Consider the following 18585-nt stretch of genomic DNA (forward strand, 5'->3'; position numbering starts at 1 on the left):
TTATGTATTATGCACGCTCTTCCCACAGCACGACAATATGTAAAATCGTTTTCACGGCCTGCTCCATATCTTGGCGCGATACCCATTCCTGTTTGCCATGAAAAGCATGTCCGCCAGCGAAAACATTTGGGCACGGCAATCCCATAAACGAAAGGCGTGAGCCATCCGTGCCACCACGAATGCTACGGCGCTCGGGCTCCATGCCGGCACGGCGAATCGCTTCGATGCCGATTTCCATAATTTGTGGATGCTGATCGAGCACTTCCTTCATGTTGCGGTATTGTTCCTGTACGTCGATTTGGTAGGTGGATTTTGGATAGTTGGCGATCACCGATTTTACGATATCTTCCACCTCTTTCTGGTGACTGTCTAACAAGGCCGTATTATGATCGCGAATGATAAACTCAATCGTCGCTTCTTCCACCGTTCCACTGATTCTGTTCGGGTGTACAAAGCCTTCTTTTCCGCGCGTCGTTTCCGGCGACAAGCGATCATTCGGCAACGCCGCAATAATATCCGTCGCGATCTTCACCGCACTTTGCATCTTTCCTTTAGCGAAGCCAGGATGTACCGATACGCCTTGAATTGTAACCGTCAGCGCATTGGCGCTAAATGTCTCATCTTCGATTGTTCCGGCACGTTCGCCATCCATCGTATAACCAAAGTCTGCACCGAGCTTGGCCATATCTACGTGGTTGACACCGCGGCCAATCTCTTCGTCGGGCGTGAATAAGATTTTGATCGTGCCGTGTTTGATTTCGGGGTTTTGCATCAGCAAGCGCGCGGCATCCATGATTTCGGCTACGCCGGCTTTATCATCGGCGCCCAACAACGTTTTGCCGCTGGCCGTAATCACATCGTTACCAATCTGATTCGCCAAATCCGGATGATCCGCTAAGCGAATTACTACGCTCGAATCATCCGGCAATACCAAGTCCGTGCCTTGATAATTGCGATGAATTAGCGGTTTTACATGCGTGCCCGAACTATCTGGCGACGTATCTACGTGTGAGCAAAAACAAATCACCGGCACTTGCTTGTCTGTATTGCTTGGTATGGTCGCATAAACATAACCAAACTCGTCCAAATGCGCATCGCTAATACCGAGATCCAACAGTTCTTGCACTAATATTCTACTCAAATCTTTTTGCTTTTCCGTAGAAGGAAAGCTGGTCGCATACGGATCTGATTGGGTATCTATCTGTACGTATCGCGTGAAGCGATCCGCAACTTCATAGGTGGTAATGTCGTTTATTGTCATGTGTTTTTGTTGTATGATTAGCGCTTTCAGCGAATGCAAAATGCCGTTTTGTCAATCCCTGTTTTGCCACCGATAATAGCTACCGGCAGGAGAAGCGCGCTGCTTTCAAAATTAAGATTTTATAACGGAAAACAGGTCATCTGCCGTGAAATGAAAAAGGCCGCCGGAGTCTTTTCCTCTGGCAGCCTTCCCGTTAATGTATATTCGTTTACTTTACCAATTTCAACGCCAATTCTGGCTCATCAGTGGTGATGAAATCGATTTTTTGATCGATCAAGAATTGGATATCTTCTTCCTTATTAGCCGTCCATGCATTGGTTTTCAGTCCCAACGCTTTAAACTCCTGAATCCAAGTTGGATTCTTTTGGAATAAGCTGTAGTGATAATCTACACCCGTCAATTTTGCGTCTTTGATTTGCTGTGGAGATTTGTCGCCAGTCAGATAATGCACCGGAATCGTCGTATTTAGTTCACGAAATTTTAGACATGCTTCATAGTCGAAAGAGATAATCTCGATACGATCTTGCGCTTTCAATTTTTTGATCACCGCTAATACCATCGGCACAGCATCTTGTGTACGAGCTTTGCCCAAGCTACTCGCTTTTAGTTCCAAGATAAGTTTTAAACCTTTTAATTTCAATCCCGCTTTTAGGTATTCTTCTAGCGTAGGAATGTATTCGCCATTCGGATGTGTTTTTGTGCGCAATTCGGCGTGCGTGACCTCGGCGATGTCCATGTCGTAGAAGTCGGCATCGTGGTTTACCACCAATACATCATCTTTGGTTAGGTGTACATCAAATTCACTTCCCCAAACTTTCAGCGCTGCTGCTTTTTGCAGAGAAGCAATGGAGTTTTGAGGCAAATTATCTTGTTTCCAAGCTCCGCGATGGGCAATTACTTTCGTTTGCGCGATCGCTGATAATCCTATTACCGTCATGACCAATAAGGATAAAAAGTGTTTTCTCATGTGATTGTGTTTTATGGATCAGGATTTGGCATCCTGATGCTTGCTAAGATAACAATCCCATATTAAAAGCATATTAAATCAAGCGGCACTTATGCCAAACCGTCCCATTCTGCATAAAATTGTTTCAAAAAACCTTCCATATACTGATGCCGTTGGGCGGCAATGCGTTTGGCGGTTTCCGTATGCATCTTATCTTGCAGCAGGAGCAATTTCTCGTAGAAGTGATTGATCGTCGGCGCCGTCGTGTTTTTGTACGCCTCTTTACTCATGTTTTGCTCTACCGGAATCGTGGGATTATAGATTTCCCGATTCTTAAAGCCACCATAATTAAACGCACGCGCGATGCCAATGGCTCCGATCGCATCTAGGCGATCCGCATCGCGTACCACACGCAGCTCTGGAGAATCAAAATTGATCTCTCCTAAAGAAGCTTTGAATGACATATTTAGAATGATCTGCTGCACATGTTCGATAATCGCGGTATCTACTCCTTCTTTATTGAGGAATTCGCCAGCGATGCGCGGGCCAATGCTTTCATCGCCGTTATGAAATTTGCTATCAGCAATATCATGTAGCAACGCCGCCAATTCGCAGATCAGCGGATCGGCGTGCTCCGTTTGTAGAATCAATTTGGTATTGTTCCACACGCGTAATATATGCCACCAATCGTGTCCAGATTCTGCACCCGATAAGGTGTGTTGCACGAAGGCAACTGTCTTTTCGATGATATCCATATAGCTCCGGATTTAACGTTAATCTTTAGACCCGTCGTACAATTCGTATTGCAACAGGCGGCAATCCAACTTCCCGTTGAAGAACTCGAATCTGCGGGAAGCCTTTAGGCCAATCTTTTTAGCTAGATCTGGGTTTCCAGTAAATATATAACCGCGGTATCCTTTGCAAGATTGTTTCAAGAAATCACCAACACGTTTGTAGGTCGCTTCTAGTTTGAAATGCGTGCCCAAGCGTTCGCCATATTCCGGGTTGAACATGATCACGCCCGCTTCCGCAGGGATAGTTGTTTTTTCAAAATCACCTGTTTCGAACTGAATTAAGTGCTCCACACCAGCGGTACGCGCATTTTGACGGGAAATTTCCACGGCATCTTCGGAGATATCGGAAGCAACAATCACCGGCATGATCGCTCTGTCCGATTGCTCTTTCAGCACGCGACGCTCTTGAAAAAATACTTCTTCGTCATAGCCAATCAAATGCATAAAACCATAATTCATGCGCAACAATCCCGGTCTACGGTTTTGGGCGATCAGTGCTGCTTCAATGGCTAAGGTGCCTGATCCACACATCGGATTGATGAAAGGAGATTTGCCATCCCATTTGGTGGCGGCTATCGTCGAATAAGCCAAGGCCTCCAACATCGGTGCTTTTCCGGGAATTTTACGATAAGCATGTTTGGCCAAGGTCTCGCCAGAAGTATCTATAAAGATCTCTGCGCGCTCCTCCATCCAATGCAGGTGAATCACTGCTTTGTCGTAGGATGGGCCAGAATTGGGGCGCATACCTTTTTTATCTTTGATACGATCGACGATCGCGTCTTTTACCTTTACATTGGCATATAAAGGCGTGGTAACGGTTTCGTTGTGTACGTGAGACGTGACCGAAAAATAGCCATCAAACGGTAAGATATCTTCCCAGGCGATCTTAACCAACTCATCGTACAATTCCTTGGGATCGTTTGCTTTGAACGAGCGCAATTCGTACAGCACTTGGCTGGCTGCGCGCAAGTTTAGATTGAGTTTAATGCATTCATTGATAGAGGCTCTAATCTCCACGCCGGTGTTGAAAGGGCGTACTACTTTGAAGCCCAATTCTTCTACTTCTTCTTGCAAATAAGGCGATAATCTTCTATTGCAGGTAATGATTATCTTGGCCGGTGTGTTGAAAACTTCCATCATATTTGTGCAAAGTTAGGGATTCTAAGACGTAAAAAATGTGTAATTTTAGGGTTTAATAATTTTGACTATGGAAATAAGAGGAAAAGTTCACGAAATTGGTGGCATTCAGCAAGTAACGGAGTCGTTTAAGAAGAGAGATCTGATCGTTGCGCATGCGGAAAATCCACAGTTTGTGGAGTACATCCGTTTTGAGGCAACACAAGATCGGGTAAACATCTTTGATAACCTGACAGTGGGAGAGGATATTGAGATCTCATTTAATCTACGTGGACGTCCTTGGACAAATAAAGAAGGCGTAACAACCTACTTTAACTCCTTGGTCGCATGGCGCGTAACCAAATTGGCAGGAACAGCAGCAGCTGCACCTCAGCACAATGTGGGTGATATGCCTCCAGTAGACATTTCTTCTTCCGGTGCGGATGATGATGATTTGCCATTCTAAGGAATGCAGATTGATAAAAAGGCGAATATCCCACGATATTCGCCTTTTTTTTTGGGGGCTTCACCGATCTTTTTTGCCGCGTGACCGATTAAGCTTCCTCATAAGATAGCAATCCGAGCTATCTTGCATCAACATAAATTTTAGACTTGGATATTTACCCAGTATATTTATATAAAATAACAGCAAATACTATGGGATGGGCGACAAAAAAAAGTAGGGGATGGGAGCTAAGGCAATTGACGTTGACCTTCCTATCTATCCTGATGTTTGTGCCGTTCTTACACATCCATCCGTTTGTGATGATGAGCCAAGCCTCCAAAAGCAAGGTACGTCTTTGGTATGTAATGGCTTGGGTACTTTTAGCGGTCGAAGTGGCGCTATTTGGTTCATTCATTTATTTCTTCGGTACGTTTAGCCGAGCCATGTTGCTCACGATCGCGGGATCTTCTGTTTCTTATATTGTAGGGAATGGCATACTGCTGAATCAGGCAAAGCCTTTTCTACAACGGTTGGAGCTGGGTGAAGTGCGCCCATTAAAATGGATCAGTAGCCCGAACGGGCAAAAACGCCGCGAGTTGAAAACTCCGGTGCTCGATACACCGCAATTGTTCATCGAACGATTATTGCATTGGCGCAAGCAAATTAATAATCGCGTGCTGCATCAGGATATTGATAAGATCATCCGTCTATTTTACCTGATGGAAAAGAAAGACATTCGCGAAGCGGAAAAATTTCTGGTAAGGCACTCGACGGTGGTTAATGTATTGATCCAATACGATGAACTGGAAAATTCGAACTTGCGCAACGCAGTAACGGATAAATCAAAAGAGAAACTGGTACATGTAGTGCGGCAGGCCGCGGTGGCGATAGAGCAGGAGGTAACGGAGCAGTTCCGAATGGGCATGCTGGAAATATCCGCCGAGACGGATGTGTATCTACAAACATTGAAAAGCAGAAATCTATTAAAAGATTAAAAAAGTATAATTATGGCAGAATTGGATTTAGCACAGTACGGCGGTGACAGCGAAAAACCGAAGGACACGTCGATGGATATGTCGGTGAACTTTTCGGACGAAGAACGCACCAAGATCGCGCAGTATAAGGATAAAATTAACCTGACATCCACCATGGATATCATCCAGTTTGGTGTAGGTAGTCAGTCGCAAGTGGGTAACTTCTCTAGCGAAATACTGAAACAAGTGCGCACTAAAGATATGGGCGGTGCAGAAGATATTTTGATCAACCTGCGGTCGGATATTCGTTCATTTGATGAGGGAACGCGCAAGAAGCCGTTGATTCCTTTTCTAGACAACTTGAAAAAGCGTATCACGCGTATCAAAACGGAGTATGCGTCGGTGGAGAAGAATATTCATCAGATCGAACTAAAACTGGAAGGACATTATAAGAATGTCGCCAAAGATGTCGTGATCTTTGATAAGCTATTCACACAAAATCAGCTGTTTTTCAAAGATCTATCCTTGCATATTCAGGCTGGTACGGAGAAATTGCAGGAAGCGCATGAAGTGATCTTGCCGAAGTTGCGCCAAGAAGCAGAAAGCAGCAACGATCAGCACAAGATCCAAGAATATAAGGATATGGAGCAGCATATCGTGCGCTTCGAACGCAAAGTGCACGATCTGAAACTGACGCGCATGGTGGTGTTGCAAAATGCACCGCAGATCCGCATGATTCAGAGCAATAGTAGCGCTTTGATGGAAAAAATTCAGTCTAGTTTGGTCAATACTTTGCCACTGTGGAAGAATCAAATGGTGTTAACGCTAGGTATTGCGCATTCGCAGCGCGCTTTGGAGGCGCAAAAGGCCGTGACCGATGCGACCAATGACTTGCTGCGCCGCAATAGTGAGATGTTGAAAGAATCGACGATTCAGATCGCGCGCGAAACGGAGCGTGGCATCGTAGATATCGATACGATTAAGAAAGCAAATCAGGATATTATCGCTACGATCGACGAGGTATTGCGCATTCAGCGCGAAGGCCGCGAGAAACGAAAAGTCGCCGAAGGCGAATTGGTACAGGCCGAAAACGACTTGAAATCACATATCTTAAAATCATCCGACGAGAATCGGTTGATTAATTAAGCTCATAACAAAACAAGAAAGCTCCCTGATCGGGAGCTTTCTTGTTTTGTTATGGATTGGTGCTCCACAAAAAACCAATCTACCGTACTTAGATACTAGATATGGTACGAAAAATAATGAGATGGTTATAAAGATTGCCGCACCCTCGTTCCTCAGGTTCGCAAGGACGTGCCGACTTCAGTATTTAGATAATCTATTCTTTTTAAGAATACAGCAGGTCGACTAATTGTTTGGCTTCCTGCACATCGTGTACGCGTAGCAATTGTACGCCACGCTCCAGTAGTAAGGTGTTGAGTGCAATGGTGCCCGTGAGTGCTTCTGCCGGTGAAAGATCTAATTTGCGATAGATCATCGATTTTCGAGAAATACCACCCAAGATCGGTAATCCATGATAATGTAATTCGGCCACGCGCAATAGCAATTCATAGTTCTGAGCAGATGTTTTGGCGAAGCCAAAACCCGGATCAAGAATAATGTCGCGCACGCCCAAAGCGCGCAAGGATGCGATAGCATGTCCCAACTCGACAGCCACATCATTCACGATATCTGTATAATCGGTGTGCTGCTGCATGGTATCTGGCGTGCCACGCATATGCATTAATATATAAGGCACTTGCAATTTGGCTACCGTAGCAAACATCTGCGAATCCAATTGTCCGCCGGATACGTCATTGATAATATGCGCACCTGCGTCGATCGCTTCTTCGGCCAAGCGCGCACGATAAGTATCTACCGACATAATTGCTTCTGGAAATGCTTGGCGAATCGCGGAAACCACTGGGACGACGCGATTCACTTCTTCCTCTTCGAGTGAGAGCGCTGCGCCGGGGCGCGTGGATTGTCCACCAATATCGAGGATATCAGCACCATCTTTTAACAGCTTTTCCGCGTGGCGCAATGCCGCGTCTATGGTCGTGTTTTGTCCGCCATCGTAGAAGGAATCAGCCGTGAGATTGAGAATCCCCATAATTTTGGGAAGTTCAAAACTCATCAGTTTACCTCCCAAACGAATGCTCGGTGCGGGATGCGTGGAGAAATGCTTCATCGTTTATTTGACCACCACAACGCCATCTGCGATAAATGTGATGTCGCGTTTTGGTTTTTTGATGGCAGCGATTTCTTTGTCACTTTTTCCTAAATCTTTCGCATCGTGCTGTAGCTTCGCTACGGTAGTTTCTTTTACTTTGCCTTTGCCTTCCAATACGACGGTCTTGCCGACGATATCCTGCGGCATAAAGTATCCGTAATCCGTGAAACGCACCATGATTGGTTCAGCAGTTCCTTCACGCTTCAACGTGATAAAACAACCTTTTTTCTTGCACACCTGTACTACTTCGCCTTGTACTTTTCCGCTGAAATCGTTGGATTTCGCCAGCGCCGTTTCTAAGGCTTTTACCGAGATCGCACCTTGCGCTTCTACTTTCTTGCCATACTGTACTCCTGCATGTGCAGCCGGAATATCGGCTTGTTGCGCAGATCCGATCGTGGCGAATGCCACAACGCTGAATAATAAGGTGAATAACTTTTTCATATTTCGTGATGTTAAGAAGTACTATTTACGAATAAACTCAATTTTACCACTTGGATCCAGTTTAATAATCATGGAAGGCTCACGCACCTCCATATCCTGCTGGCCAAACTGCACCACATAATCTGCTCCTTCGGTAATTTCGGGAGATATATCCATGAAATTACGGGGAGAAGGCTGTCCGCTCAAGTTGGCTGAGGTGGAAATAATGGGTTTGCGAAAGCGCTGTAATAATTGTTGGCAAAATGGATGATCTACCACGCGAATACCGACCGAGCCGTCTGTTGCCAACACATTAGCGGGTAAGTTTTTGGCCAAGGAATAGATGATCGTGAGCGGACGATCCGTCACTTCGATCAGTTGATACGCCACATCCGGAATATCATTGACATAACTAGCCAGTTGGTTGTCATTGTGCAATAATAGGATCATGCTTTTGGCCTGATCGCGTCCTTTCAGCGCAAAAACCTTTTCTACCGCTTCTGGATTGGTCGCATCGCAACCGATTCCCCAAATGGTGTCTGTAGGATACAAGATGATGCCGCCAGCCTGCAAAGTTTCCAATGCTTTGGAGACATCATCCCGATCTACATATGTATTATTTTGTCGCATGCTATGCTTATACCGCTACGTTGTGATCGCGCAAAGCATCGTTCAACGAAGTTTTCTTGTCTGTAGATTCCTTACGCTGACCGATAATCAACGCACAAGGTACTTGATATTCTCCTGCTGGGAATTTCTTGGTGTAAGATCCTGGAATCACAACTGAACGCGCCGGAACGAATCCTTTGTATTCTACCGGCTCATCGCCAGATACATCAATGATTTTGGTCGATGCGGTCAATACCACATTAGCGCCTAATACGGCTTCCGTTTCTACGCGAATACCTTCTACTACGATGGCGCGAGATCCAACAAATACGTTGTCTTCAATCACAACTGGAGCAGCTTGTACCGGCTCTAATACGCCACCAATACCAACACCACCCGATAAATGCACGTTTTTACCAATTTGAGCACAAGAACCTACGGTTGCCCAAGTATCAACCATTGTACCTTCATCTACATAAGCACCAATGTTTACGTAAGAAGGCATCATGATCACACCTTTTGCCAAGTAAGCACCATAACGTGCTGAAGCTCCAGGTACGACGCGAACGCCTAGTTCTTTATAATTCGTTTTCAACGCCATTTTATCGTGGTAGATAAATGGGGTATTTTCGATCACACTCATTTCGCGAATCGGGAAGTACAAGATCACGGCTTTCTTGATCCAGTCATTCACGTGCCAACGTGTACCGATTGGTTCTGCCACGCGCAATTCACCCAAATCCAAACGCTGAATCACGCTGTGAATGGCCTCAAAATATTCTTTATACTCCAGAAGCTGTCTGTTTTCCCAAGCCTCCTCAACTAATTTTTTGTAATTCTCTAACATGGATTGTCGTATTCTAAAACTATCTATTTACTTGTACTACAAAGATGTCAAATTTTACCGAAAAATTGTACTAAGCTATCTGTCAAAATAGGTTAAACGATCCTCTCATTGTAAGACTGTTTAGTCATGCTGGGGATCATATAATGGCTGGCTTGCATTTAAATCATAGGATAAGTAAGTTTGCATATGGCAGAAGCATCCGAAAAATTACGTATTGATAAATACCTGTGGGCGATTCGCATTTTCAAAACCAGAAGTTTGGCGACAGAGGCTTGTAAGGCTGGGCGCGTGAAGCTGAAAGGACAGAATGTGAAACCTTCGTATGTAGTGAAAGTAGGAGAAACGTTTTCTGTCCAAAAAGGAATCGAACGTAAGGTCATCCTCGTGACCGGATTACTGGAGCGACGCGCCGATGCCACTACCGCACAGCAAAATTACGAAGATCAGACGCCAGAGGAACAAACGTTCGCGTACAAATCGGCTTTCCACGCGCCGGTGTTGAAACGAGATCGTGGAACTGGCCGCCCAACCAAGAAAGATCGTCGGGAAATCGATGATTTGCAGGATGATTGGAAAGAAGGCGATTCAGCGGAGTAAAAATTGCTGTTTCAAATCTGCTATTTTATAATTTTTTACCTGAATCTCATTTTGCCATGTTCCAACGGTACTTTAGCATGTGCCTCATGCCAGAGCTTCTCAAATGCTAAATCGTTAATAATTCATCTTCTCTTGTTAGGTTTCTAAACAGCACTAAATCGTTAGTTTTTACTAGATCTGAATGATAGTTGTATGTCTTGTCCTAAAATAACTATACAGGTTACTAATGGATTCGCCGATTAGGGGTTTAGTAAGATGGAGCTGCTTAAGGTTATAGTTAATACTTAAAACAATAGTCTTGAAATGAATTTTGTTTAACTTATTTTTATTGTATTTATATTTTTAGTTAAATAAGAGTGTTGTTTGTAATTGCTATTATGGTTAATGATAATGCCTTGGCTAGTTAATAAGTTTTTGTTGCTGCTCATCTTTCTATTCATTCTGAAATTTGCAGGCGCACAAAGCATCGAAAATATTCAGGGTAAAATTAGTGACGTCAATGGAAAGTACATTAGTGGTGCAACTATTATTCTTTCAGACGAAAATAAGAAAATAGTAGCCTTCGCATCCAGTGATTCAAATGGCGCTTATGCTATCCCATTTAAAGAAAAGGGCAAATTTACGCTTTCAGTGCGCTCGATTGGATACTTAAATCAGGAGTATGTTTTTACTAAACCTGATGATAAAGAGATGGTAAAATACTTTGTTCTTGAAACAGATGTTAGAGTTATGGAAGAAGTGATAGTTCAACGATCCGATGTAGAGCCCGATTCTGTAGCTATTGAAATAGAGAACCTTGGCTTACACGAAAACAGTACATTGCAAGAAATATTATCCAAACATCCAGCGTTCTCGGTTGGTGAAGATGGAGCTATCTTATACAAAGGGAAGAATATAGATAAGATCAATATTAATAATACGCCGGCCTTCATAAATCAGAATAAAATTGCCCTAGAATCACTCGAGAAACGAATGATTGAAGATGTCAGTGTGCGCAATAATTTTCAAGATCAATTTACGCTTAGTTTCGAGGATAGAAGGGAAACCTTATTGAACATTAATACGAAGGAAAATATGAAGAATATAGTGCTGGGAGAAGGCGAGGGAGCGTACGGTCTGTCGGATAAATACGAGGCGAGAGGACGCTTATTGTATTTTTCTAGACCTGTTAATACGTTTTTTACGCATAGCACAAACAATTTCGGTAGTCAAAATCTTGAACTCAACGAAATTAATCAGATGTTTAATAGCAATGGTTCTTTTTCTACAGTCGAGAAGAATCTAGTGAGCAGTCTTTTTGATGGCAATATAGCACGGTTTACCGATTTTAGATCTACATCCACTGCGACCATAAGACATCAGAAAGAAAACTATCGTGTTCATTCAGTCACTTACTATTTGTCTAACAATCGAGGGGCGACACAAAATGTTGATAATATTACTCCAGACGGCAATCTTCTGTTGTCGCAGGAAAATAGAAATAGAGATAATTTCAACGCTATCTTAAATAAAAGTGCAATAGATTGGCGGGTTAATCAAAATCTAATACTTGGATTTAATATCAATGTGAATGCGATCTGGAAGCGGGATAACCGTAGTAGTTTGACGAATTTGTATGACAACGGAGCAGTCATTTCTAATCCGATTAACTCGATCGGAAGCACAGATAATGTGCGGGTTTTTCAAGAAATGTATCACAAGCAAAGATATGGGAAAAGCTTACTCCAGGAGAATAAGGTGGGGTTTGAGTATGTACGTACCAGTGACGATCGAGAAGTTTTGCAGGCAAGCGAACTATAGTACTCCCTTTTTGCTGGACAGCAATAGTTCAAACTTAAGTTTATTTACGACACTTTTTTATTATTTTGATAGAATACCTGATTTGGGGTAAAATGGTCCATAGACTGATGTCTTCTTTCCGTATTGTAAAATTCGACATACCGTTTCACACCTTGGAATAACTCCATGCCACCGTTAGGTGGGTTCAAATAAATGTATTCCTGCTTCAATGACCTCCAGAACCTTTCGATAAACACGTTGTCCAGCGCTCTTCCTTTTCCATCCATTGATATACTCACACGATTATCCTTGAGGACTTTGGTAAAGATCGGACTGGTAAATTGTGAACCCTGATCGGTATTGAATACTTCAGGAGTGCCGTGCTCTGCTATTGTTTCCAACAGCACATCCCTGCACCATTCCACCGTCATGGTATTAGAGATACTCCACCCCACAATCTTTCGACTATACACATCTATAATGGCGAACATATACATGAAGCCTCTAAACATAGGAATATAAGTGATGTCGGCCTGCCAAACTTGGCTTGGCCGCTCTATCTTTAAGCCTTTGAGTAAGTACGGGTATTTGTAATGTGTTGCATTTGCTTTACTTAGGTTCTTCTTTGGGTAAATGGTCCGAAGGCTCATTAGCCGATATAAACGCCGTACGCGCTTGGCATTTATACGATACCCTAGATCTTTGTTGAGATACGCAGTCATCCGTTCCACACCGTAAAATGGACAGTCCAGAAACTTGCGGTCAATTAGCTTCATGATGGACTGATTCAACAAGGATTCACCTTTAGGCTTGAAATAATAGAAGCTACGCTGAAGATTCAGCAGCTTACACTGCCCCACAATACTTAGCGGTTTATATCCTGGGGAAACAAGTCCGCGCCTTTCAATCATGCTCATTTCCCCAATACCTTTTTTAAGAAATCAACTTGGATCTGAAGTTCACCAATCTTGGAATAAAGTTCTTTCTCTTTAGACTCTTCTTTCTGTGTAGGTTTCTCTGAACCGAACACCGTGTCAGCTTTCTCCAGAAATTCCCGTTTCCAAGCGGTGATCTGTGTGGGATGAAGGCTGTATTTGGAAGCAAGTTCCTGCATGGTACTAACTTCTTTAAGGGCTTCTAAGACTACTTTGGTCTTGAAAACCGGACTGAATTTTCTACGCTCTTTTTTCATTTTCAACTGTTAAATTATCGAATTTAATCAGCTGTCCAATATTTGGGGAGTATTATAAACCGCTATTGCGCAGGCAACCAAAATTCGCAATGTCTGATTTTACAGTTTCTTCTAAATTACAGCACAAACGACGGATCACCATAATGCCTTGGGTCGATTATAATTTAAAGATTTCGGATCAAAAGGCTACTCAGAGACAAGATGATTTCATATACCAACGGGATTTGATCACACAACAGTTTAATGTGGGGGTTTCTGGTCAAGAGATATATAAGTATGTGAAGTATGAAGCATCATTAGGATTAAATACCTATTCCATCAAAAATGAATCTCAATTGGTGGTTCCATATAACGTTATTATTAGCTATGATAAGAGACTGGATAGATGGTACACTAGTGCCAAGAGACAATATCAAGTCAATGATATAGCATTCGCCGTAGATCGCATCGAAAATTATATGGACGTTACGCTGGGAAATAGTGCCTTAATGAATGGTGTTAACTTTCAAGACAATTATAGACTAGGGTATTCTCGGACTAACTTATTTGCCGGACGTAGTTGGGGGGCTGTCATGAGTTACGATAATTTTCAAAACAATGTAGGACAGAATTTCTCGGAAGTGGATGAAGCTGGTATCCGATATTTTGAAACTCGGATCATTCCGCGCGTGCAATCGGCAACAGCTAGTGTTAATTTAGGGCGACGAGTTTTGTCCAGTACCTATCCGACGACTTTGTCTGGAGATTTGGGTTATCAACACACTCGCAATACAGCCTTTAATGGAGAGCAAGAGTTTACTATGACGCAACGTGGTCCTAAACTGGGTGTGAAATTGGAATCTTTAAGTCCTGGCTGGCTTAACTTTGCTCTTCGGAGCAATGGTAACCTGTTCTCCGTTTCCTCATTGGATCAAGTTTTTGATGCGCAATCTGTTAAATCTTCCCTGGAATTAATCACCAGAAAAGGAAGCTTTGAAGGGAGAGTCGATTTTTTGTATTGGATAGACAATCTATACGGTAATCGATTTGACCGCAAGAATGTTGGAGTACATCTGGAGTATCGCAAACAGAAATACAGTTTTGGTATAAAGGGTAGGAATATCGACGCTTTAGTGCCTGTTTTCAACAATGCCGCTTTTAACAATTACATCACCATTAACCAAGGTATCAATACGGTGGTCACGAATAATCAAGCCATCAGATATATGTTGCTGTTTTTAAAATATCGGATCAATTAACTCCATTAATAATAAAAAAATCTAAAAACTTAAGAGATGAAAAACAAAGCAAAATACCATTGTACACTAGTTGTTGTTGTATTATTTATTATTAGCCTATTTACTCAATACGTTAGTGCTCAAGAAAAACGGTATCTAATAGCAGAGTATGTGACTAACCCAATTTCGCCAATAATTGTGGAAACGCTGAAAAAAAAAGTGCCGGACAAGGATCAATACAATGAAATAATGAACCAGCTAAGTAATCATAGTTATTATTTCCAGTTGATACATGATACCAAGACCAACCAATCTATATATAAATTAGATTCTCTGAATAAGGTTAAGGATGTTAATGCGGCAGGGAATATTGAGTTTGTTATCCGTGAATCAGATGGTTCTATACTTGGTAAGGAAAACTTTGTTCAGAATGTGCATTATTTTGAAGGAAACGCCAAAGAGCTAAATTGGGAGATAACGAGCGAGACGCGTAAAATTGGAAACTATGAATGCACCAAAGCCATTTTTAAAAACTTGAGAGAGTATGCTGTCTGGTTTACGACAGAAATACCTGTCATGTCGGGACCAGAGATATTTAGCGGATTACCAGGGCTTGTCCTTCAAGTAGAAAGCGTCTTCGATCAAACGGCTCTACGAAGCTTGAAATTTGTGGATAGCCATTCAGAATTTGAATCGGCCTTTGAAAATGCCAAATCGGAAGCAGAAAAAAATAAGAAACTAGCGCTCAGTAAAGTATTCGAGTCTAAAAACAATATGGCGACAATGTTAATAAATCAAGTTAAATCTGCGAAGTAATTTTTGGATTAACACGATTCGTCAATAGTAAATAAGTCCATACTTTTCAAGTAAATCCCATACTTTATTAATCTGAGTTTGGTTTAAGCAGTAATAATAAGTTGTTATTTCTGCTGTTTTTGAACCTTTAAACACTGAGGCAATCACTAGTGCTATTCTTAAGGCTATAGAATACAATTCATGAATAAAATATCAATAAATACGGCAGAAGATCACCCAATATCAGTTTCGGAATTTGTTTGTTCAGCGCCTGCAAAAGCCTCAATTTTGATAGCTTCTGCTACCGGTGTGAAGAAAGAGTATTACCAGAAATTTGCTGAGTTTTTAAGAGTAGAAAACTTTAACGTATACACGTTTGACTATGCAGGTATCGGTGGTTCCAGACAAGGATCAATTAAGAAAATCTACACTTCTGCTTCCTCATGGGCAATGAATGATTTAGAAGCTACAATTAAGTATGTTAAAGGAATTCATAGTGATACCAAGTTGATTCTAATAGGGCATAGCATCGGCGGACAATTAATTGGTCTAGCTCCATCTAGTCAACTTGCTGATGCCATCATATTACTAGCTGCGCAAACTGGATACTGGAAATTTTGGAAAGGTTTTAATATGATTAAAATGTATGCCATTTGGCATTTTCTTATTCCGACACTCACCGCATTATTTGGATATTTTCCAGGGAAAAGATTAGGTTTGTCAGAAGACTTGCCTAAGAATATGGCATTAGAATGGAGAAAATGGTGCCGTAGTAAGAACTATTTATTTGACCACTATCCTCATGCTAAACAAAAGTATGAGTCTATCCATTGTCCAATAATTTCTTTTAGTGCTGAGGATGATGATTTTGCACCCAAAACAACTGTGGATTGGCTTACCGATAAATATTCGAACGCTACAATTCAAAGAAAACACCTGATTCCAGCAGAATTAGGATTAAAAAGCATCGGTCATTTCGGTTTTTTTAGGAGCAAATACAAAACGCCTATTTGGGATTTATTTTTAAGTGAAATAGAGGAAGCTATTTCAGACGTCTAAATTTTACCCCACAAAATCTATATAGTTTATCATTTTAAATATTTGATAGTTAATTAGTTGATTGTGTAAAAAAGAAATAACTTCGCCTTCGATGATGGAGTTTTTTGCCTATGCTCTAGCTATTTTAATCGGGGTCTCGTTGGGACTTATTGGTAGCGGAGGATCAATATTAACTATACCGATTTTAGTCTATTTCCTTGGAATTGATCCGCTTACAGCCACGGCGTATTCCCTATTTATTGTAGGTGCAAGTGCTTTGGTGGGTGGATTACGTAAAGCAATCGAAGGCATGGTCGATTATAAGACCGTCGTGTACTTTGGTATTCCCTCCATCTTCATGGTGTTAGCGACGCGCACATTCATCATGCCCAATATTCCAGACGTCTTATTTGCAGATACGCTTTGCGCGTTACCCAAAGAAACTTTTGTGATGGTGTTGTTTTCATTGGTGATGCTGCTGGCATCGTTTTCCATGATTCGCAATCGGCCGCAAGAGGATTTCGTACAACATCAACAATTCAATTACGTTACGGTATTCTTCAAAGGCATTGTCTTAGGCTTGGTGACCGGAATGGTTGGCGCTGGTGGCGGATTTTTAATCATTCCTACGTTAGTGGTATCCGCTCGGATGGAGATGAAACGTGCGATTGGCACTTCGTTGTTTATTGTTGCTTTTAATTCCTTAATAGGATTTTTGGGTTATTGGGAGATCGACGATCATCCGATCAATTGGCCATTGTTACTGCTGTTTTCTTTCCTATCTATCTTGGGTATTTTTATCGGGGCACGGATCGCGAAGGAAATTGACGGTCAAAAGTTAAAAGTCGGCTTTGGATGGTTTGTACTATGCATGGGCATCTATATCTTTGTTAGAGAAATGGTTTTATAATTAGGGGGATCTGGTATGTTTTTTCAGCAGGTTTATGATAAGAGTCTGGCGCAGGCCAGTTATATAATAGGTTGTCAAGTCAATGGCGAGGCGATTGTGATCGATGCTAAGCGCGATGTGGACACCTATGTGGAGATTGCGAAGCAAAATAACCTCCGAATTACCAAATTAGTAGAGACACATATTCATGCTGATTTCCTGAGCGGAACGCGGGAGTTGGCTGCTATTACTGGCGCTACGATGTTTCTTTCTGATGAAGGCGGAGCCGATTGGCAATACCAATTTCCACATCACGGCTTGAAGCATGGTGATGTTATCACGTTGGGCAACCTGACGTTTGAAATACTTCATACGCCCGGTCATACACCAGAAAGCATCAGCTTATTGCTTACTGATCATCCGGCTACTGATCATCCAGTGATGATCTTCACCGGAGATTTTGTGTTTGTGGGTGATGTGGGACGCCCAGATTTATTGGAGGTGGCCGCTGGAATCGCCGGAACGAAAGAACGGGGCGCAGCCCAGATGTATGCTTCCTTACAACGTTTTGTCAACCTGCCAGATTTTGTGCAGGTATGGCCAGGCCACGGTGCTGGTTCGTCTTGCGGGAAAGCGTTAGGCGCCGTTCCTAACAGCACCGTCGGTTATGAGAAATTGCGAAATTGGGCTTTGGAAGAATCCAATGAAGAAGATTTCGTCAAAAAATTATTGGACGGACAACCTGCAGCGCCGACTTATTTCAAAGAAATGAAGATGCGCAACAAAGGCGAACGCCCTTTGCTGTTACAAGTGCCGGCAATATCCAAACTTTCTCTAGAAGAATTCGAAACGTATCAAAAGCAAGATGCGCAAATAGTGGATGTGCGCAATAAGCATGAATTTGCAGAAGCTCATGTGCCGAAGACGTGGAACATACAGCTTAATAATTCCTTTGCTACTTGGTGTGGCTGGATGCTGAATTATGAGCAACCAATTGTGTTAATCATCACAGAAAGCCAGCTTCAAGATGCGCTTCGTAAATTGATGCGTATCGGTATGGATTATGTCGTAGGATTTATCGAACCATCTGAGGTAGCATCATTAGCCACGGCAACGACAGAAGTAGTCGATAAAGTGCAGCTGAAGCAGTTGATTGATTCCGAACCGAATTTACAATTGCTGGATGTGCGCAATGCCGATGAATTTAAAAAAGGGCATATTGACGGTGCACAACATGTATTTGTGGGCACGATGTCTAAGCAATTGATACAGATCTCAAAAGAACGGCCTATTGCGCTATATTGCCAAAGTGGCGATCGGGCAGCGATTGCTTCTTCCTTCTTGCAAGCAAAGGGATTTACGAACCTGAAAGTGTATTTTGGAGGAATGAACGACTGGACAAAAACAGCGGAATAGCCATGAAAGGGTGG

General features: G+C 42.5%; 20 protein-coding genes. 10 read left to right on the forward strand and 10 right to left on the reverse strand.

What is annotated here, in order from left to right; translation table 11 throughout:
- Positions 1–7 precede the first annotated feature (7 nt).
- From pepT to AC3IRT_RS01760, 4 genes are all read right to left on the reverse strand, one after another.
- Positions 8–1261 (reverse strand): peptidase T, encoded by a 1254-nt coding sequence (pepT, locus tag AC3IRT_RS01745; RefSeq protein ID WP_489394828.1) that lies wholly within the window; start codon positions 1259–1261, stop codon positions 8–10.
- Positions 1262–1469: 208 nt separating this feature from the next.
- Positions 1470–2228: a glycerophosphodiester phosphodiesterase gene (locus AC3IRT_RS01750; RefSeq protein ID WP_489394829.1), complete on the reverse strand. Its 759-nt coding sequence runs from the start codon at positions 2226–2228 to the stop codon at positions 1470–1472.
- A gap of 89 nt (positions 2229–2317) precedes the next feature.
- Positions 2318–2962, reverse strand: coding sequence for an HD domain-containing protein (locus AC3IRT_RS01755; protein ID WP_489394830.1), 645 nt, complete (start codon positions 2960–2962; stop codon positions 2318–2320).
- An 18-nt stretch (positions 2963–2980) separates the two neighbouring features.
- Positions 2981–4138, reverse strand: a complete 1158-nt coding sequence (locus tag AC3IRT_RS01760) for a THUMP domain-containing class I SAM-dependent RNA methyltransferase (RefSeq protein ID WP_489396091.1) — start codon at positions 4136–4138, stop codon at positions 2981–2983.
- A gap of 70 nt (positions 4139–4208) precedes the next feature.
- Between AC3IRT_RS01760 and AC3IRT_RS01765 the strand changes: the two genes are divergently transcribed.
- The 3 genes from AC3IRT_RS01765 to AC3IRT_RS01775 all read left to right on the forward strand — a co-directional run bounded on the left by AC3IRT_RS01765 (position 4209) and on the right by AC3IRT_RS01775 (position 6682).
- Positions 4209–4583, forward strand: a complete 375-nt coding sequence (locus AC3IRT_RS01765) for a DUF3127 domain-containing protein (RefSeq protein ID WP_489394831.1) — start codon at positions 4209–4211, stop codon at positions 4581–4583.
- A 191-nt stretch (positions 4584–4774) separates the two neighbouring features.
- Complete coding sequence (locus tag AC3IRT_RS01770) at positions 4775–5557, forward strand: hypothetical protein (protein WP_489394832.1); 783 nt, start codon at positions 4775–4777, stop codon at positions 5555–5557.
- Positions 5558–5569: 12 nt separating this feature from the next.
- A complete protein-coding gene (locus AC3IRT_RS01775; protein WP_489394833.1) occupies positions 5570–6682 on the forward strand; it encodes a toxic anion resistance protein in 1113 nt (370 codons plus the stop codon).
- 202 nt (positions 6683–6884) lie between these two features.
- Here AC3IRT_RS01775 and folP read toward each other — a convergent pair whose 3' ends face one another.
- The 4 genes from folP to AC3IRT_RS01795 are packed head-to-tail and all read right to left on the reverse strand — an operon-like array spanning position 6885 to position 9648.
- Positions 6885–7727 (reverse strand): dihydropteroate synthase, encoded by an 843-nt coding sequence (gene folP / locus AC3IRT_RS01780; RefSeq protein WP_489394834.1) that lies wholly within the window; start codon positions 7725–7727, stop codon positions 6885–6887.
- Between the two features lie 3 nt (positions 7728–7730).
- Positions 7731–8213 carry a DUF4920 domain-containing protein gene (locus AC3IRT_RS01785; protein ID WP_489394835.1) on the reverse strand — a complete coding sequence of 161 codons (483 nt, stop codon included), beginning with the start codon at positions 8211–8213 and terminating at the stop codon, positions 7731–7733.
- Between the two features lie 21 nt (positions 8214–8234).
- Entirely contained in the window at positions 8235–8822 is a 588-nt protein-coding gene (locus tag AC3IRT_RS01790) for an L-threonylcarbamoyladenylate synthase (protein WP_489394836.1), read from the reverse strand.
- Positions 8823–8829: 7 nt separating this feature from the next.
- Entirely contained in the window at positions 8830–9648 is an 819-nt protein-coding gene (locus tag AC3IRT_RS01795; RefSeq protein WP_489394837.1) for a 2,3,4,5-tetrahydropyridine-2,6-dicarboxylate N-succinyltransferase, read from the reverse strand.
- 186 nt (positions 9649–9834) lie between these two features.
- Between AC3IRT_RS01795 and AC3IRT_RS01800 the strand changes: the two genes are divergently transcribed.
- Both AC3IRT_RS01800 and AC3IRT_RS01805 read left to right on the forward strand, forming a co-directional pair.
- Positions 9835–10245 (forward strand): RNA-binding S4 domain-containing protein, encoded by a 411-nt coding sequence (locus AC3IRT_RS01800; RefSeq protein WP_489394838.1) that lies wholly within the window; start codon positions 9835–9837, stop codon positions 10243–10245.
- Positions 10246–10635: 390 nt separating this feature from the next.
- Complete coding sequence (locus AC3IRT_RS01805) at positions 10636–12045, forward strand: carboxypeptidase-like regulatory domain-containing protein (RefSeq protein WP_489394839.1); 1410 nt, start codon at positions 10636–10638, stop codon at positions 12043–12045.
- A gap of 44 nt (positions 12046–12089) precedes the next feature.
- Here AC3IRT_RS01805 and AC3IRT_RS01810 read toward each other — a convergent pair whose 3' ends face one another.
- A complete protein-coding gene (locus tag AC3IRT_RS01810) occupies positions 12090–12941 on the reverse strand; it encodes an IS3 family transposase (protein WP_489393126.1) in 852 nt (283 codons plus the stop codon).
- Positions 12938–13216, reverse strand: coding sequence for a transposase (locus tag AC3IRT_RS01815; protein ID WP_489393147.1), 279 nt, complete (start codon positions 13214–13216; stop codon positions 12938–12940). Before AC3IRT_RS01815 ends, AC3IRT_RS01810 begins: the two co-directional genes overlap by 4 nt.
- 89 nt (positions 13217–13305) lie before the next feature.
- On the opposite strand from AC3IRT_RS01815, the gene AC3IRT_RS01820 reads away from it, so the two are divergent.
- From AC3IRT_RS01820 to AC3IRT_RS01840, 5 genes are all read left to right on the forward strand, one after another.
- The gene (locus AC3IRT_RS01820) at positions 13306–14454 is read left to right on the forward strand and encodes a hypothetical protein (protein WP_489394840.1); all 1149 of its coding nucleotides are present in this window, start codon (positions 13306–13308) and stop codon (positions 14452–14454) included.
- Between the two features lie 36 nt (positions 14455–14490).
- Positions 14491–15249 (forward strand): GLPGLI family protein, encoded by a 759-nt coding sequence (locus AC3IRT_RS01825; RefSeq protein WP_489394841.1) that lies wholly within the window; start codon positions 14491–14493, stop codon positions 15247–15249.
- Positions 15250–15429: 180 nt separating this feature from the next.
- The gene (locus AC3IRT_RS01830) at positions 15430–16287 is read left to right on the forward strand and encodes an alpha/beta hydrolase family protein (RefSeq protein WP_489394842.1); all 858 of its coding nucleotides are present in this window, start codon (positions 15430–15432) and stop codon (positions 16285–16287) included.
- A gap of 91 nt (positions 16288–16378) precedes the next feature.
- A complete protein-coding gene (locus AC3IRT_RS01835; protein WP_489394843.1) occupies positions 16379–17176 on the forward strand; it encodes a sulfite exporter TauE/SafE family protein in 798 nt (265 codons plus the stop codon).
- 15 nt (positions 17177–17191) lie between these two features.
- Positions 17192–18571 (forward strand): MBL fold metallo-hydrolase, encoded by a 1380-nt coding sequence (locus tag AC3IRT_RS01840; protein ID WP_489394844.1) that lies wholly within the window; start codon positions 17192–17194, stop codon positions 18569–18571.
- Positions 18572–18585: the final 14 nt, after the last annotated feature.

The organism is Sphingobacterium sp. KH_072, assembly GCF_057837975.1.

Bases quoted from the DNA above. Each gene is read 5' to 3' on its own strand.
- AC3IRT_RS01770 (WP_489394832.1), top strand. From the start codon at position 4,775: ATGGGATGGGCGACAAAAAAAAGTAGGGGATGGGAGCTAAGGCAATTG.
- AC3IRT_RS01835 (WP_489394843.1), top strand. From the start codon at position 16,379: ATGATGGAGTTTTTTGCCTATGCTCTAGCTATTTTAATCGGGGTCTCG.
- AC3IRT_RS01765 (WP_489394831.1), top strand. From the start codon at position 4,209: ATGGAAATAAGAGGAAAAGTTCACGAAATTGGTGGCATTCAGCAAGTA.
- AC3IRT_RS01830 (WP_489394842.1), top strand. From the start codon at position 15,430: ATGAATAAAATATCAATAAATACGGCAGAAGATCACCCAATATCAGTT.
- folP (WP_489394834.1), bottom strand. From the start codon at position 7,727: ATGAAGCATTTCTCCACGCATCCCGCACCGAGCATTCGTTTGGGAGGT.
- AC3IRT_RS01795 (WP_489394837.1), bottom strand. From the start codon at position 9,648: ATGTTAGAGAATTACAAAAAATTAGTTGAGGAGGCTTGGGAAAACAGA.
- AC3IRT_RS01800 (WP_489394838.1), top strand. From the start codon at position 9,835: ATGGCAGAAGCATCCGAAAAATTACGTATTGATAAATACCTGTGGGCG.
- AC3IRT_RS01820 (WP_489394840.1), top strand. From the start codon at position 13,306: ATGTCTGATTTTACAGTTTCTTCTAAATTACAGCACAAACGACGGATC.
- AC3IRT_RS01755 (WP_489394830.1), bottom strand. From the start codon at position 2,962: ATGGATATCATCGAAAAGACAGTTGCCTTCGTGCAACACACCTTATCG.
- AC3IRT_RS01815 (WP_489393147.1), bottom strand. From the start codon at position 13,216: ATGAAAAAAGAGCGTAGAAAATTCAGTCCGGTTTTCAAGACCAAAGTA.
- AC3IRT_RS01750 (WP_489394829.1), bottom strand. From the start codon at position 2,228: ATGAGAAAACACTTTTTATCCTTATTGGTCATGACGGTAATAGGATTA.
- AC3IRT_RS01810 (WP_489393126.1), bottom strand. From the start codon at position 12,941: ATGAGCATGATTGAAAGGCGCGGACTTGTTTCCCCAGGATATAAACCG.
- AC3IRT_RS01790 (WP_489394836.1), bottom strand. From the start codon at position 8,822: ATGCGACAAAATAATACATATGTAGATCGGGATGATGTCTCCAAAGCA.
- AC3IRT_RS01785 (WP_489394835.1), bottom strand. From the start codon at position 8,213: ATGAAAAAGTTATTCACCTTATTATTCAGCGTTGTGGCATTCGCCACG.
- pepT (WP_489394828.1), bottom strand. From the start codon at position 1,261: ATGACAATAAACGACATTACCACCTATGAAGTTGCGGATCGCTTCACG.
- AC3IRT_RS01805 (WP_489394839.1), top strand. From the start codon at position 10,636: ATGCCTTGGCTAGTTAATAAGTTTTTGTTGCTGCTCATCTTTCTATTC.
- AC3IRT_RS01825 (WP_489394841.1), top strand. From the start codon at position 14,491: ATGAAAAACAAAGCAAAATACCATTGTACACTAGTTGTTGTTGTATTA.
- AC3IRT_RS01775 (WP_489394833.1), top strand. From the start codon at position 5,570: ATGGCAGAATTGGATTTAGCACAGTACGGCGGTGACAGCGAAAAACCG.
- AC3IRT_RS01760 (WP_489396091.1), bottom strand. From the start codon at position 4,138: ATGGAAGTTTTCAACACACCGGCCAAGATAATCATTACCTGCAATAGA.
- AC3IRT_RS01840 (WP_489394844.1), top strand. From the start codon at position 17,192: ATGTTTTTTCAGCAGGTTTATGATAAGAGTCTGGCGCAGGCCAGTTAT.